Origin of the sequence: Inquilinus sp. NPDC058860 (assembly GCF_042743185.1) — a bacterium.
Lineage (GTDB): Bacteria > Pseudomonadota > Alphaproteobacteria > DSM-16000 > Inquilinaceae > Inquilinus.
The window spans coordinates 1-14,207 of record NZ_JBHYMS010000098.1; the positions used below are offsets into that span (position 1 = coordinate 1).

Here is a 14,207-nt window from a genome sequence, read left to right on the forward strand (position 1 = left end):
ACCCCCTCCCCCTAGCCCCCTCCCGCGAGGGGAGGGGGGACTCATTTCTCTTTCGGTCGATGCCTTTGCTGGCCCCCAAAATAGCCCAAGAGACATTCCGAAAAGGTCTCGCTTGCGGGAGAGGCAATTTGATAGCGCTCGAAGATATGTGAAACCGATAGCCCCTTGCGGGAGGGGGAGGATAGAAAGCAGGTGTCGGTTCAGATGATCGATTTCTGAAAAGAGTCCTCTCCTCGAGACTCGATCTCAGGCCGCCAGGCTCTCCGCCGCCAGTTCGGCCCACAGCGCCTCCGGGATGTCCCGCCGCAGCAGGGCCAGGTTGCGGTCGACCTCCTCGGCCGACTGGTGGCCGACGACGACGCTGGCCACCGCCGGGTGGCGCAGCGGGAACTGCAGCGCCGCCGCCGGCAGCGGCACGTCGTGGCGGCGGCACACCGCCTCGATCCGCCGGGTCTGCTCCAGCACCTCGGGCGTCGCCGGCTTGTACTGGTAACGCGCGCCCTCGACCGCGCCGGTGGCCAGGATGCCGGTGTTGAACGGCGCCGCCACCAGCACCGAGATCCCGCGCGCCACGCAGTCGTCCAGGAACGGCACCGAATCCTGCTTCAGCAGGGTGTAGCCGCCGGCCAGCATCATGCAGTCGAACTCGCCGGCCGCGGCGAAGCGCTGGCACACCTCCCAATTGCCCACGCCGACGCCGATGGCGCCGACCACGCCCCGGCTGCGCAGCTCGGCCAGCGCCGGGTAGGCGCCGTCCATCGCCTCGGCGAATCGGGCGTCATAGGCGTCGCCGAGCAGGTCGGGGGTGACGTCGTGGATGAAGACGATGTCCAGCCGGTCGCGCTTCAGCCGCGCCAGGCTGCGCTCGACCGAGCGCAAGGTGCCGTCGCGGGTGTAGTCGAACCGGTTCTGCCCGTCCTCGGTGGTGCGGCCGGCCTTGGTCGACAGCACGTGCTCGCCGCGCGGCCGGTCCGCCAGCGCCGCGCCGAACCGCTGCTCGCTGACCCCGCCGGCATACAGGGCGGCGGTGTCGAAATGGCGCAGGCCGCGCTCCCAGCAATGGTCGACCAGCGCGGCCACGGCGGCGTCGCCGATCGAGCTGAACAGGCTGCCGCCGCCGATGCCCAGGCGGGACACGCGCAGCGGGGTGCGGCCGACCGGGCGGCGCTCAACGGGGTCGAACATGGCTCTCCTCGGGCTGGGCGGATCCCCGATCTTGGCACCATTTCTCGTCCGAGGGTCCAATAGAGATTCCGCCGCACATGTCCGACACTTCCTGCGGAACGGCCATCCGGGTCAACGAACATCAAGGGGAGAAACGCGATGAGCGAGTCCATACACCCGGTCGTCGACGGCGGCGTGCGCCGCGGGTCCGGCAGCTTCCAGGGCGGCACGCTGACCTGTCTGTGCACCGATCGTCCCGTCAAGGTGCGCATCGAGGGCGACGTCGCCCACAACCATGCCTGCGGCTGCACCAAGTGCTGGAAGCCGCAGGGCGCCGCCTTCTCGGTCGTCGCGGTGGTGCCGACCGACAAGGTGACGGTGCTGGAGAACGGCGACAAGCTCGCGGTGGTCGATCCGAACGCCCTGATCCAGCGGCACGCCTGCAAGCAGTGCGGCGTGCATCTCTACGGGCCGGTCGAGCGCGACCACCCGTTCAAGGGCCTGTCCTTCATCCATCCCGAGCGGTTCGACAACAGCGGCTATGCCGAGCCGACCTTCGCCGCATTCGTCTCCTCGATCATCGAAGCGGGCGTCGACCCGAGCCGGATGGAGGGCGTGCGCGCCCGGCTGAAGGAGCTGGGGCTGCCGCCCTATGACTGCCTGTCGCCGGGGCTGATGGACTACGTCGCCACCTGGACCGCCAAGCGCTCCGGAGCCCTGCCGGCCTAGCTGCCGATGCCGCGGAGGCCGCCGGACCCGGCGGCCTCTCGGCTTCACCCTTCCCGCCGCATCCGTTCGCGCCGGGCCAGCTCGGCTTCGGACGGCTCGCCCAGAGCGAAGGATCCGGTCGTCACCTCGCCGGACCGGACATAGCTGCTGATCACCACCCCGGTGGTCGACGCCTGGCTGCTCACCAGCGCCATCCCGGCCGGGATGGCGCCGCGGCCGAACAGCCGCTTGCCGGACCCCAGCACGACCGGGAAGGTCATCAGCCGGAACTCGTCGATCAGGTCGTGCGCCAGCAGGGTCTGGATCAGGTCGGTGCTGCCCTGCAGCAGCAGGGTCGGCCCGCTGTGCCGCTTCAGCTCGGCGACCGCCTCGGCCGCGTCGCCGCGCAGCGCCACCGAGTTCTGCCATGCCAGGGGCGCGGCCGAGCGGGTGGCGACGTATTTGGTCGCCGCGTTGAACGCCTTGCCGATCGGATCGTCCGGCCCGACATGCGGCCAGTGGGCGGCGAAGATCTCGTAGGTCTTGCGGCCGAGCAGCAGGTCGAAGGGCGCGCCGAAGGTCTCGTCCATCGCCTTGCCCATGGCCTCGTCCCAGTGATGGAACGTCCAGCCGCCCAGCGCGAAGCCGCCGGTCGGGTCCTCCTCCGGCCCGCCCGGGGCCTGCATCACGCCGTCCAGGCTCAGGAACGCGGCGGTGACGACCTTCCTCATCGTGTCTCTCCTGTCGAATGGCGGCGTCTCGCACGCCGGGATCGACCCAAGGACGGCCGGGGCGGCGGCGGTCCGACACGGCGTCCCGCTTTTCTGCGTCCATCCCAGCGCTGGGCGTATGAACACAATGTTTCATTGCCTGAGCCATGCGCCTCGTTCATGATATGTTCCATGGACGAGGCGCCCTCCGAGCCGAACCGGCCGACCGATCCCGACATGAACTGGACGGGCTGGGCGCTGCGCCTGTTGCGCGACGCGGCCGAGATCGACATGCGCTGCAAGCGGATGACCGAGCGGCAGCAGGAGCGGGCGCCTCTGGACCCGAAGGCGCCGCCCGATTTCGGGCTGATCCAGGCGCGGCTCACCCGTTCGATACGGCTGACGATCGCCCTGACCGAGCGGATCCGCACCGGCTTCACGAAGCGGCGGGAAGAGCGCACCGGGTCGGGCGAGGAGCAGCACCGGCGGCAGCGGCGGGAGCGTGCGGCCGGGATGGTGGCCGCGGCGGCGGCGCGGCCCGAGGTGGGTCTGGACGCCGAGTGCATGCGGTCGCTGGCGTGGGAGGCGCTGGTCGAGGACGAGATCCTGGACGCGCAGCTGGACACGCTGTCGGCGGCGGAGTTCGTGCAGGCGGTGTGTCGCAAGATCGGCCATCCGCCGGACCCGATCCGGCTGCCGCGCAGCTGGGACGAGATGTTCGAGCCGCCGGCCGCCGAGACGCCGGCCCCGGCGGAGACCGAGGCCGCCGATCTAGAGCCGATGGACGACTGGTCCGTCGAGCCGGACGCGTCCGACACCGGCCGGCCCCCGCCGGAGCCATCGAAGCCGGACAGTAGCTAAGGCGCTGTGGCCCGACCGCGTAGGTTGGGTTCGCATGGCGAACCCAACATCCCGCCGTCGCACCATTGTTGGGTTCGCTTGCCGCGAACCCAACCTACGAAGCCGCCATCACCAACCGGTCTCAGTCGATCGGCTGGCCGGTGCGATCGCGCATGGCCAGCAGGGTCAGGGCGCTGACCACGGCGGCCGCGATGACGTAGAAGCTCGGCGCCAGCTTGCTGCCGGTCTCCTCGATCAGCAGGGTGACGATCACCGCCGCGAAGCCGCCGAAGATGGTGACCGCGAAGTTGTAGGCCAGCGACAGGCCGGTCGAGCGCAGCCCGGCCGGGAACTGCTCGGCCAGAAGGGCCGGGGCCGGCCCGGTGAAGGCCGCCAGCAGCAGCCCCAGGATCGCCTGCACCGTCGCCAGCACGGCCAGGGTCGGGGTGGCGTTGACCCAGGCGAACAGCGGCCAGACCAGCACGCCGATGGCGATCGCGGCGGCCAGCAGCAGGCGCTTGCGGCCGATCCGGTCGGACAGCGCGCCGGCGGCCGGGCAGCCCAGCATCAGCACCACCCCGCCGATGGTGGTGGCGACGAAGGCGTCGGCCAGGGAGATGCCGAGCTGCTTCACGGCGTAGGTCGTCATGTAGAACAGCAGCACATAGGTGCAGACCGTCCACAGGATGGTGACGCCGAAGCCCGAGGCGATGCCGCGCGGATGCTCGGCCAGGGCGTCGCGCAGCGGCGATTCGCTCTTGCGGGTGCGGTCGTCGGTGAAGACCGGCGTCTCGTCGATCCGGGCCCGGATGTAGAAGCCGACCGGGCCGATCAGCAGGCCGAACAGGAACGGCACACGCCAGCCCCAGCTGTCGATCGCCGCCGGGTCCAGCGCCTGGGTGACGATGGTGCCGCAGACGCCGCCCAGCACCACGGCCAGGGCCTGGCTGGTCTGCTGCCAGCTGGCGTAGAAGCCGCGCTTCCGCGGCGGGGCGTACTCGATCAGGAAGGCGGTGGCGCCGCCGATCTCGCCGCCGGCGGAGAAGCCCTGGATCAGCCGGGCCAGCACGATCACCAGCGGCCCGACGATCCCGGCCTGGGCGTAGGTCGGGGCGAAGCCCAGCAGGGCCGTGCCGATCGCCATCAGAAGGATGGTCAGGGTCAGCGCCGCCTTGCGCCCGGCCCGGTCGGCATAGACGCCCAGCACCACGGCGCCGACCGGCCGCATGAAGAAGCCGACGCCGTAGGTGCCGACGGTCAGCAGGATCGACGTCAGGTCGTCGCCGGCGGGGAAGAACAGCCGGGCGATGATCGGGGTGAAGAAGCCGTAGACCGTGAAGTCGAACCACTCGAGCCCGTTGCCGATCGTGGCCGCGGCGATGGCGTGCCGCCGCTCGCTTCCGCGAACGCTGATGGGATCCGAAGCCTGCGCCGCCATTCCTGCGCCTCCCGTGGGATTCTTGTCCAGGGGAGGGAATTCACGACGGCCCGCATCGGCTGTCCACCCACAGATCGGCAGACCAGGGCCGCCCGGCGCCGATCTCTACGGCCAGGCGACCAGGGGTGGCAGCGACATCAGGATGGCCTCGGTGTTGCCGCCGGTCTTCAGCCCGAAGGTGGTGCCGCGATCGTACAGCAGGTTGAACTCGACGTAGCGGCCGCGGCGCTGCAGCTGGTGCTGGCGCTGCTCCTCGGTCCAGGGCCGGTCCATGTGGCGGCGGACGATGCGCGGATAGGCGTCCAGGAAGGCCAGGCCGACATCGCGGGTGAAGGCGAAGTCGGCCTCCCAGTCGCCGCTGTCGAGATTGTCGTAGAAGATGCCGCCGACGCCGCGCGGCTCGTCCCGGTGCGGCAGGAAGAAGTACCTGTCGCACCACTCCTTGAAGCGCGGGTAGTAGCCGGGGTCGTGCCGGTCGCAGGCGGCCTGCAGCGCGGCATGGAATTCGGCCTTGTCGGTCTCGTCCGGCAGCATCGGCGTCAGGTCGGCGCCGCCGCCGAACCAGCCGACCGAGGTCTCGATCCGCCGGGTGTTCATGTGCACCGCCGGCACCAGCGGGCTCTGCAGATGGGCGACGACGCTGATGCCCGAGGCCCAGAACCGGCCGTCGCCCTCGGCGCCCTTGATCTGCGCCCGGAACGCCTCGGAGAACTCGCCATGCACGGTCGAGATGTTGACGCCGACCTTCTCGAACACCCGGCCGCGCATCGTCGACATCACGCCGCCGCCGCCGCCCGGCCGGTCCCAGGCGCGGCGCTCGAAGCGGCCCGGCGGCCGGTCGGACAGCGGGCCGGCATGATCGTCCTCGATCGCCTCGAAGGCGGTGCAGATCCGGTCGCGCAGCAACGCGAACCAGGCGGCGGCTTCGGCCTTGCGGGCCTCGGTCGTGTCGGGCGGTGTCGGGCTCATGCGGCGGGCCTTTGTTGCTGCGCCGGCACCATAGGACGCGCGCCATGGGCGGGAAATGGCCATCCCGCCGCAGGCGGGTCAGGGCCCGGCCTGGCGAATCGCCTCGCCCAGGACCATCGCCGCCGCGGTCGCGACGTTGATCGAACGCGCCTCCGGCCGCAGCGGGATGACGATGCGGGCATCCGCCGCAGCATGCACCGCGTCGGGCACGCCGGCACTCTCGCGCCCGACCATGATCCGGTCGGTGGCGGCGAAGGCGAAGCCGGTATAGGGCTGGCTGGCCTTCGTCGTCAGCAGCACCAGCCGCCCGGCATGGGTCGCCTCGGCATAGCGCCGCCAGCTGGTCCAGCGCGTGAGATCGAGGAAATCCGCGTAGTCCATGGCCGCGCGCCGCAGCCGCCGGTCGTCGACCAGGAAGCCGCAGGGCTCGATCAGGTCGACGGCGACGCCGAGCGCCGCCGCCAGCCGCATCATCGTACCCGCGTTCTGCGGGATGTCGGGTTCGTAGAGGACGAGGCGCATGATTGGCTCTGCTGGTGCCGCGGTGCTGCGTCGCTGGGTGGTTCTAGCGAATTGCAAGGGTCGGAATGGCATTGTATAGACCCCAGGCCGCCTCCTGCCCGGGATACGGCGTCGTCGCCCGGGCCCGAAGCCAGCTCGGAGGCGCGGGGGAAGATAAGGTCGACCAAGAAGGACCGTTGCAACAATGTCGGATACCACCCTCCAGGGCACGCCGGGCCCGAGCCATACGCCGACCGGGGATCACGCATCCGGGGAAGGGGGCACTCGACGCGACTTCCTGTATCTCCTGACCGGCGCGGTGGGCGCCGTCGGCGTCGCCAGCGTCGCCTGGCCGCTGATCGACAGCATGAACCCGTCGAAGGACGTCCTGGCCCTGGCGACGATCGACGTCGACCTGACGCCGGTGGCGGTCGGCCAGTCGCTGACCGTGAAGTGGCGCGGCAAGCCGGTGTTCATCCGCCACCGGCCGGAAGACCAGATCAAGGCCGCCGAAGAAGTCCCGCTCAGCCAGCTGCCGGACCCGCAGCCCGATTCGGCGCGCGTGCAGAAACCGGAATGGCTGGTGGTCGTCGGCGTCTGCACCCATCTCGGCTGCATCCCGCTGGGCCAGAACCCGGGTGAGAACCGCGGCCCGTTCGGCGGCTGGTTCTGCCCCTGCCACGGGTCGATCTACGACACCTCCGGGCGCATCCGGCAGGGCCCGGCACCGCTGAATCTCGAGGTGCCGACCTACGCCTTCACCGCCGACACCAAGGTCAAGATCGGCTGAGCCGCTCGTTCCGGAGATTTGCCATGGCACACTCAGCCCAGCCCTCGACCTTCCAGAACCCGGCGATCCGCTGGATCGACTCGCGGCTGCCGATCTTCTCGATGATGTACAAGGAGTACGGCGAGTACCCGGCTCCGCGGAACTTCAACTACCTTTGGAACTTCGGCGCCATCGCCGGCATGATGCTGGTGATCATGATCGCCACCGGCCTGTTCCTGTCGATGCAGTACACGCCGCATGTCGATTACGCGTTCCAGTCGGTCGAGCGCATCATGCGCGACGTCAATTACGGCTGGCTGATGCGCTACATCCACGCCAACGGCGCGTCGATGTTCTTCATCGCCGTCTACATCCACATCTTCCGTGGCCTCTACTACGGCTCCTACAAGAGCCCGCGCGAGCTGGTGTGGATCTTCGGCGTCCTGATCTTCCTGCTGATGATGGCCACCGCCTTCATGGGCTACGTGCTGCCCTGGGGCCAGATGAGCTTCTGGGGCGCCACCGTCATCACCAACCTGTTCTCGGCCATCCCGCTGGTCGGCGAGAACATCGTCACCTGGCTGTGGGGTGGCTTCGCGGTCGACAACCCGACGCTGAACCGCTTCTACTCTCTGCACTTCCTGCTGCCCTTCGTGATCCTCGGCGTCGTCATCATCCATGTCGGCGCCTTCCACGTCACCGGCTCGAACAACCCGTCGGGCATCGACCCGAAGGGGCCGCAGGACACGCTGCCCTTCCACCCGTACTACACGGCCAAGGACAGCTTCGGCATCGCCGTGTTCCTGATCTTCTACGCCTTCATCGTGTTCTTCGCGCCGAACCTGATGGGGCATGCCGACAACTACATCCAGGCCAACCCGCTGCAGACGCCGGCGCACATCGTCCCGGAATGGTACTTCCTGCCGTTCTACGCGATCCTGCGCTCGATCACCTTCAGCCTGTTCGGCATCCCGGCCAAGCTGCTCGGCGTCATCGCCATGTTCGGGGCAATCGCCATCCTGTTCGTGCTGCCCTGGCTCGACACCAGCCGGGTCCGCAGCGCCCGGTTCCGGCCGATCTACCGCTGGTGCTTCTGGCTGCTGGTCGCCTCGGTGATCGGCCTCGGCTATGCCGGGTCGCAGCCGCCGGAAGGGCTGCCGGTGCTGATCGGCCAAGTCGGCATGGTCTACTACTTCCTGCACTTCCTGGTGATCCTGCCGATCCTGGGCAAGATCGAACGGCCGCTGCCGCTGCCGCGCAGCATCAGCGAATCCGTCCTCGGGCCGTCGGCCGCTACGAATACGGTGAAGGCGTGACCATGCCGCTCCTCGACAAGATCATGCTCAGATCCGTCCTCACCGCCGCGGCCGTCCTGCTGACGCTCGGCGCCGGGTTCCCGGCCGCCCGGGCCGCGGAGGAAGGGGCCGAGCCGCCGGCCCAGAACTGGACCTTCGGCGGCTTCTTCGGCACCTTCGACCGGGCCTCCGCCCAGCGCGGCTTCCAGGTCTACAAGGAGGTCTGCTCGACCTGCCACTCGATGCATCTGATGTCCTACCGCGACCTCGGCCCCGGCGGGGGCGGCGGTGGGCTCGGCTTCAGCGAGGACGAGGTCAAGGCGATCGCCGCCGAATACAAGGTCGCCGACACCAACGACGCCGGCGAGCCGATGGAGCGCCCGGCGACGCCTGCGGACCGGTTCCACAACCCGTTCCCGAACGACAAGGCGGCGGCGGCGGCGAATGGCGGCAAAGTGCCGCCCGACCTGTCGCTGATGGCCAAGGCGCGGGGGGCGGGCGGCGAGACCGACGGCCCGAACTACGTCTTCGCCTTCCTCACCGGCTTCCACGACGCGCCGGAAGGCGTGCAGGTGCCGGACGGGCTGAACTACAACGCCTATTTCCCCGGTCATGTGACGGCGATGCCGAACATCCTGACCGACGGCGCGGTCACCTACAGCGACGGCACCAACGCCACCCACGAGCAGATGGCCTGGGACGTCACCAACTTCCTGATGTGGACGGCCGAGCCGTCGCTGGAGCAGCGCAAGCACACCGGCGTCAAGGTGGTCCTGTTCCTGATCGTCTTCGCCGGGCTGCTCTATTCGGTGAAGCGCAAGGTCTGGGCCAACGCCCACTGATCCTGCGCGGGATTGGTTCAGACGAGGCGGTGCTTGCACCGCCTCGTGCTATTTTGGGCCGGCGTTTTGCCCGGGAGGCCGTCATGGACCGGACCGAGACCCGACCGATCGAGCTTCCGGCCGCGATCCGCGGCCTGAACCTGTTCACCACCGACCGCGACCTGCAGCGCCGCCTGGCCCGGCGCAGCCCGGACCTGCTGCCGCGCTTCGGCGACCGGCTGGCCGAGTTCGGCGCCTGGGTCGGCGATGCGGTCGAGGCGCAGGCCGATTACACCAGCCGGCACGCTCCGCCGCGGCTCGAAAGCCATGACGGCACGGGCGCGCCGGTCGGCCGGGTGGTGCTGAACGCCGAATACCGCGCCTGCCACGCCGACGCCTATCGCCGCGGCGTCATCGGCCTCGCCTTCGGTGCCGAGCGGGCGCCGCATCTGCTGTCCTTCGTCATGGGCGGGGTGCTGTCCCAGGCCGATGTGTCGTTGCACTGCCCGGTGACGCTGACCGGCGCCGTCGCCTGGGCGCTCGACCGGCTGGCGCCGGACCCGGTGCGCAGCCAGTGGCTGCCGCTGCTGACCCGGATGGACGGCCAGGCGCTGTCCGGCGGCACCTGGGCGACCGAGCTGCATGGCGGCACCGACGTCGCCGCCACCACCACGATGGCCGAGCCGGACGGCGCGGCCTGGCGCCTGACCGGGCTGAAATGGTTCACCAGCAATGCCGGGGCCGGGGTGGCGCTGGCCACCGCCCGGCCGTCCGGCGCGCCGGACGGGGCCCGCGGCCTGGGCTGCTATCTGGTGCCGTCGATGCTGCCGGACGGCATGCCGAACCGTCTCCATGTCCGTCGGCTGAAGGACAAGGTCGGCACCCGCGGCCTCGCCACCGGCGAGACCGTGCTGGACGGCGCCTGGGCGGTCGAGGTGGCACCGCCGCCGCACGGCCTCAAGGCGATGCTCGAGGCGCTGGAATACAGCCGGGTGCACAACGCCTTCGGCGCCGCCGGCATGCACCGCCGCGCCATGCTCGAATCGCTGGCCTGGACCAGCCACCGCCGGGTCGGCGGCACGCTCCTGCGGACGACGCCGATGATGCGCGACGCGCTGCTCGACCTCGCCGCGACCCAGGAGGCCTCGGCTGCACTGGCCTTCGAGGCCGCTGTCGCCTTCGAGGCGCCGGGCGAGGATCCCGCGGTCGAGGGCTGGCGCCGCGCCGCCGTGGCGCTGGCCAAGCACTGGACCGCGGCCGAGGCGACGGCGGCCGCCGCCCAGGCGGTCGAGATCGTCGGCGGCAACGGCTACACCGAGGAATGGCCGACCGCGCGACTCTACCGCGACGCCCTGGTCACCGCGGTGTGGGAGGGGCCGGCCAATGTCCAGGCGCTGGAGTTCCTGCGCGCCACCATCGGCAAGCTGCCGGGCGACCGGGCCCTGCTCGACCGGGTCTCCGGCATCCTCGATTCGGCGCCCGGGGCGCTGCAGCCGATCGCGGCGCGGCTGCGCCCGGTGCTCGACGGCTGCCGCGCCGGCTTCGCCCATCTGCGGGCGCGGCCGGAGGACGGGCCGCGCCTGGCCCGGCGGCTGATGCATCCGGCGGCGGAGCTGCTGGCCGCATCGCTGATGCTGGAGGAGGCCGCGGCCGACCTGGCCGAAGGCGACCGGCGCAAGGCGCTGATGGCCGGCCGCTTCGCCCTCCGGCTCGACCCGCACGGGATGGTGGACCTCGCCGAGGATCCGCTGCACGCCCTGTTCGACGACATCATCGGCTACGGACTCTGCCCCGCATGACCCCGCTTTCCGTTTCCGCCCATGACGTGCTGGCCTTTTGGTTCGATCAGTCCGGGAAGGATCGCTGGTTCTCCGGCGACGCCGGCTTCGACGCCGAGATCCGCGCCCGCTTTCTGACTCTGCACGAGGAGGCCGCTTCCGGGCGGCACGACGAGTGGGCGCGATCCCCGCTTGGCGCCGTGGCGCTCTGCATCCTGCTCGACCAGTTCCCGCGCAACCTGTTCCGCGGCACGCCGCGCGCCTTCGCCACCGATCCGAAGGCGCTGGCCGCCGCGAAGGCCGCGGTCGAGCGGGGCTTCGACCGGGATCCGGCGCTGACCGACGACCACCGGCTGTTCCTCTATCTGCCCTTCGAGCACAGCGAGGATCTTGCCGACCAGCGGCGCAGCCTGGAGCTGCAGACCGCCGGGATCGCCGATCCGGAGTATGTCGACTATGCCCGGCGCCATCTCGCGGTGATCGAGCGCTTCGGCCGCTTCCCGCATCGCAACGCCATCCTCGGCCGCGCCAGCACGCCGGAGGAGGAGGCGCATATGGCCGAGCACGGAGGCTTCTGATGGCGGCGATCACCGGGCTCGACCACGTCATCCTGGCGGTGGCGGCGCTGGATGCGGCGCGCGACACCTGGCGCCGCCTCGGTTTCACCGTGACGCCGCGCGGCCGCCATATCGGCTGGGGCACCGCCAACCACTGCATCATGCTCGAGGCGGATTACATCGAGCTGCTCGGCGTGCTCGACCCGAGCCAGTTCGACAACGGCCTCGGCGAGCGCCTGGCGCGGGACGGCGAGGGGCTGCTGGGGATCGCGCTCGCCACCCGCTCGGCCGATTCGGCCGCTTCCGCCTTCGAGGCAGCGGGGGCAGGGGGAGAGCCGGCACGCGACCTGGCCCGGCTGCTGGATCTGCCGGAGGGGCCGGTGCAGCCCTCCTTCCGGCTCGCCTATCCGGCCCGGCGCGACGCCTTCGGCCTGCCGCTCTTCGCCACCGAGCACCGGACGTCCGGGCTGCTGCGCCGGCCGGAATGGGAGCGCCACGCAAACGGCGCGACCGGGATCCTGCGGCTCGACCTGCCGACGCCGCTTACCGAGCCGGCCCTGGCCACCTGGGCGGCGCTGGACGGGACGCGGCGCGAGGGCGATTCGGTCGCGATCGGCGGCTTCACCCTCGGCGCCGGCGTGGAGCCGACGCTGCACATCGCTACAAGCGACCTCGATTCCTGCGAAGCGGCGCTGCGGGCCGGCCATGTCGCCCATGGCCGGCATCCGGGCGAGGTGCGGGTGCCGCCTCTGCCGGGGACCGGCCTGGCGCTGCGATTCGCAGCTTAGCCGTCGACCCGGCCGACCGAGGCGACCGGCGCTTCCTCGGTCAGCTGCCGGAACTGCCGGTCGATCACTTCGACCCGACGCCTGAACTCGGCCCGGTCGCGGCCGGCCAGCGTGGTGCCGGTCGGCAGGTCGACGCTCAGCGGGTTGACCTGGGCGCCGGCGACCAGCACCTCGTAATGTAGATGCGGGCCGGTCGCCATGCCGCTGGAACCGACATAGCCGATCACATCGCCCTGCTTGACCCGCGATCCCTTCTTCAGCCGGGCGAAGCGGCTCATATGGGCATAGGCGGTCGACAGCCGGCCGTTGTGCCGCAGCCGGATGACCCGGCCATAGCCGCGCTGGGTGCCGATCAGCTCCACCGTGCCGTCGCCGGCGGCATAGATCGGCGTGCCGCTGGGGGCGCCGAAATCCACGCCGCGATGCATCCGGGTGTAGCCCAGGACCGGGTGGCGCCGGGCGCCGAACCGGGAGGTCAGCCGTGCCCCGTCGACCGGGGTGCGCAGCAGCAGCCGGCGCACGCTGGTGCCGTCGCGGTCGTAATAGTCGACCGCGCCGTCGCGGCTCTCGAACCGGTACATGGTGAGGGTCTTGTCGCCGAGCTCGAGCCGCGCCATCTCGACCGGCCCCAGGCGGGCGACGCCGCCGTCCGGGCTGTGGTCCTGGCTGAACAGCACGGCGAATCGGTCGCCGGGCTGCAGGTCGCGCTGGAAATCGACCGAATAGGCCCAGGTCTTCAACAGCGACAGCACCACCGCATCCGGCACCCCGGCCGCGGTCGCGTCGGCGTAGAGGCTCGATTCGATCTCGCCGGCGATGCCGATGGGCCGGCTCTCCAGCACCCGCTCGGCCTCGCTGCTGCGGAAGCCGCCATCGGGCGCGCGGCGGGCGGTGACGGTGCGGTCCACCTCCGGCATCAGGCTGACCGCCTTCAGCACCCGCTCGCCGCCGCTGCGGTCGAAGGTCACCGTGACCGGCTGGCCGATTCGCAGCTTGGTCGGATCGTACAGACCGTCGAGGGCTGCCGCGGCCGCATGGGCCTCGTCGTCGGCGACGCCGGCCTCGGTCAGCAGCCCGGTCAGCGTGTCGCCCGCCGCCACCTCGACGACCCGGCGTTCGGTGCCGTGCGGCGCCTGCGGCCGGCTCAAGCCCTCGGTGAGGGCCGCCAGCATCCAGTCCGCCGGCTCGTCCGGGGCCGGCAGCAGGGTGTCATAGGCGATCTGGTCGTGCAGATCCGATCGGAATGTCGCCGGGCCGCCGGTGGCGGCATCGGCGGAATGCGGCGATTTGGGGAGGAGGAGAAAGGCACCGGCCCCGAGACCGGCCAAAGCAAGAAGCGACAGGACTCCGAGCGGGGCGATTCGCAATGGGTCGGTCTCCGAGGGCGGTGGGGGAGGCCGCCCGCTGGGCCGGGGCGCGCCTGAATCACCGGCCGAACATGCGGGAGCGGCGGAATCAGGTCAACCGGCCGGCGGCTCCAAATCCTCACCGGCCCCCTTGCGCGCGCACGCGCGAATCTCCATCTAGGAGGGTAGCCGGGTCGGGCCGGCCCGGTGGTGTTCGGAGCCTCTCTGCCTTGCGCGGGAAAGCACCTCGCGGGGAGAAAACGGTGTTCGAAAAATTTTCGTCACAAAGCGTTTGACAGGCTCCGGCGACGTCCCTATAACCCGCTTCACCGACGGCGACGCGGCGGTGAGCGAAAGCGAAACGGCGGGTCGGACAGAGCGGCGGATGAAAATCCGATTGCACTGGGAAGTCGGAAGGATTACATCGACGTTTCTGCCCTGGCGGGCCGGCCCTGGAAGGGGAAGGCGCGACGGGCGGATGCGGCTCTGGAGCCCGGGGAATCGGGTGTAGGGGCGACGGATC

The 14,207-nt window shown here is 70.5% G+C and carries 14 protein-coding genes; 8 read left to right on the forward strand and 6 right to left on the reverse strand.

What is annotated here, in order from left to right; translation table 11 throughout:
- Positions 1–246: 246 nt before the first annotated feature.
- Entirely contained in the window at positions 247–1,185 is a 939-nt protein-coding gene (locus tag ACFW16_RS34855) for an aldo/keto reductase (protein WP_380313704.1), read from the reverse strand.
- 138 nt (positions 1,186–1,323) lie between these two features.
- On the opposite strand from ACFW16_RS34855, the gene gfa reads away from it, so the two are divergent.
- On the forward strand, positions 1,324–1,893 hold the full coding sequence (gene gfa, locus ACFW16_RS34860; protein WP_380313705.1) for an S-(hydroxymethyl)glutathione synthase: 570 nt from the start codon (positions 1,324–1,326) through the stop codon (positions 1,891–1,893).
- 44 nt (positions 1,894–1,937) lie between these two features.
- Here gfa and ACFW16_RS34865 read toward each other — a convergent pair whose 3' ends face one another.
- A complete protein-coding gene (locus ACFW16_RS34865) occupies positions 1,938–2,603 on the reverse strand; it encodes a dihydrofolate reductase family protein (RefSeq protein WP_380313706.1) in 666 nt (221 codons plus the stop codon).
- A gap of 171 nt (positions 2,604–2,774) precedes the next feature.
- On the opposite strand from ACFW16_RS34865, the gene ACFW16_RS34870 reads away from it, so the two are divergent.
- Complete coding sequence (locus tag ACFW16_RS34870) at positions 2,775–3,443, forward strand: hypothetical protein (protein WP_380313707.1); 669 nt, start codon at positions 2,775–2,777, stop codon at positions 3,441–3,443.
- Between the two features lie 121 nt (positions 3,444–3,564).
- Here ACFW16_RS34870 and ACFW16_RS34875 read toward each other — a convergent pair whose 3' ends face one another.
- From ACFW16_RS34875 to ACFW16_RS34885, 3 genes are all read right to left on the reverse strand, one after another.
- A complete protein-coding gene (locus ACFW16_RS34875; RefSeq protein ID WP_380313708.1) occupies positions 3,565–4,860 on the reverse strand; it encodes an MFS transporter in 1,296 nt (431 codons plus the stop codon).
- A gap of 105 nt (positions 4,861–4,965) precedes the next feature.
- Positions 4,966–5,829, reverse strand: coding sequence for an oxygen-dependent coproporphyrinogen oxidase (gene hemF, locus ACFW16_RS34880; RefSeq protein ID WP_380313709.1), 864 nt, complete (start codon positions 5,827–5,829; stop codon positions 4,966–4,968).
- 78 nt (positions 5,830–5,907) lie between these two features.
- Positions 5,908–6,351 carry a tRNA (cytidine(34)-2'-O)-methyltransferase gene (locus ACFW16_RS34885; protein ID WP_380313710.1) on the reverse strand — a complete coding sequence of 148 codons (444 nt, stop codon included), beginning with the start codon at positions 6,349–6,351 and terminating at the stop codon, positions 5,908–5,910.
- 184 nt (positions 6,352–6,535) lie between these two features.
- Between ACFW16_RS34885 and petA the strand changes: the two genes are divergently transcribed.
- From petA to ACFW16_RS34915, 6 genes are all read left to right on the forward strand, one after another.
- Entirely contained in the window at positions 6,536–7,120 is a 585-nt protein-coding gene (gene petA, locus ACFW16_RS34890) for a ubiquinol-cytochrome c reductase iron-sulfur subunit (protein WP_380313711.1), read from the forward strand.
- Between the two features lie 23 nt (positions 7,121–7,143).
- Positions 7,144–8,415 (forward strand): cytochrome bc complex cytochrome b subunit, encoded by a 1,272-nt coding sequence (locus ACFW16_RS34895; protein ID WP_380313712.1) that lies wholly within the window; start codon positions 7,144–7,146, stop codon positions 8,413–8,415.
- A gap of 2 nt (positions 8,416–8,417) precedes the next feature.
- Positions 8,418–9,236 (forward strand): cytochrome c1, encoded by an 819-nt coding sequence (locus tag ACFW16_RS34900; RefSeq protein ID WP_380313713.1) that lies wholly within the window; start codon positions 8,418–8,420, stop codon positions 9,234–9,236.
- An 83-nt stretch (positions 9,237–9,319) separates the two neighbouring features.
- Positions 9,320–11,014, forward strand: coding sequence for an acyl-CoA dehydrogenase family protein (locus ACFW16_RS34905; RefSeq protein WP_380313714.1), 1,695 nt, complete (start codon positions 9,320–9,322; stop codon positions 11,012–11,014).
- On the forward strand, positions 11,011–11,571 hold the full coding sequence (locus ACFW16_RS34910) for a DUF924 family protein (RefSeq protein WP_380313715.1): 561 nt from the start codon (positions 11,011–11,013) through the stop codon (positions 11,569–11,571). The genes ACFW16_RS34905 and ACFW16_RS34910 overlap by 4 nt, the downstream gene beginning before the upstream one ends.
- Positions 11,571–12,338, forward strand: a complete 768-nt coding sequence (locus ACFW16_RS34915) for a VOC family protein (RefSeq protein ID WP_380313716.1) — start codon at positions 11,571–11,573, stop codon at positions 12,336–12,338. The genes ACFW16_RS34910 and ACFW16_RS34915 overlap by 1 nt, the downstream gene beginning before the upstream one ends.
- Here ACFW16_RS34915 and ACFW16_RS34920 read toward each other — a convergent pair.
- A complete protein-coding gene (locus ACFW16_RS34920; RefSeq protein WP_380313717.1) occupies positions 12,335–13,705 on the reverse strand; it encodes a peptidoglycan DD-metalloendopeptidase family protein in 1,371 nt (456 codons plus the stop codon). The genes ACFW16_RS34915 and ACFW16_RS34920 overlap by 4 nt on opposite strands.
- Between the last annotated feature and the right edge of the window lie 502 nt (positions 13,706–14,207).

What these genes read in the sequence shown, in the direction of transcription:
- ACFW16_RS34870 (WP_380313707.1), top strand. Translation starts at nt 2,775, where the DNA reads ATGGACGAGGCGCCCTCCGAGCCGAACCGGCCGACCGATCCCGACATG.
- ACFW16_RS34895 (WP_380313712.1), top strand. Translation starts at nt 7,144, where the DNA reads ATGGCACACTCAGCCCAGCCCTCGACCTTCCAGAACCCGGCGATCCGC.
- ACFW16_RS34855 (WP_380313704.1), bottom strand. Translation starts at nt 1,185, where the DNA reads ATGTTCGACCCCGTTGAGCGCCGCCCGGTCGGCCGCACCCCGCTGCGC.
- ACFW16_RS34910 (WP_380313715.1), top strand. Translation starts at nt 11,011, where the DNA reads ATGACCCCGCTTTCCGTTTCCGCCCATGACGTGCTGGCCTTTTGGTTC.
- ACFW16_RS34865 (WP_380313706.1), bottom strand. Translation starts at nt 2,603, where the DNA reads ATGAGGAAGGTCGTCACCGCCGCGTTCCTGAGCCTGGACGGCGTGATG.
- ACFW16_RS34900 (WP_380313713.1), top strand. Translation starts at nt 8,418, where the DNA reads ATGCCGCTCCTCGACAAGATCATGCTCAGATCCGTCCTCACCGCCGCG.
- petA (WP_380313711.1), top strand. Translation starts at nt 6,536, where the DNA reads ATGTCGGATACCACCCTCCAGGGCACGCCGGGCCCGAGCCATACGCCG.
- ACFW16_RS34915 (WP_380313716.1), top strand. Translation starts at nt 11,571, where the DNA reads ATGGCGGCGATCACCGGGCTCGACCACGTCATCCTGGCGGTGGCGGCG.
- ACFW16_RS34875 (WP_380313708.1), bottom strand. Translation starts at nt 4,860, where the DNA reads ATGGCGGCGCAGGCTTCGGATCCCATCAGCGTTCGCGGAAGCGAGCGG.
- gfa (WP_380313705.1), top strand. Translation starts at nt 1,324, where the DNA reads ATGAGCGAGTCCATACACCCGGTCGTCGACGGCGGCGTGCGCCGCGGG.
- ACFW16_RS34905 (WP_380313714.1), top strand. Translation starts at nt 9,320, where the DNA reads ATGGACCGGACCGAGACCCGACCGATCGAGCTTCCGGCCGCGATCCGC.
- hemF (WP_380313709.1), bottom strand. Translation starts at nt 5,829, where the DNA reads ATGAGCCCGACACCGCCCGACACGACCGAGGCCCGCAAGGCCGAAGCC.
- ACFW16_RS34885 (WP_380313710.1), bottom strand. Translation starts at nt 6,351, where the DNA reads ATGCGCCTCGTCCTCTACGAACCCGACATCCCGCAGAACGCGGGTACG.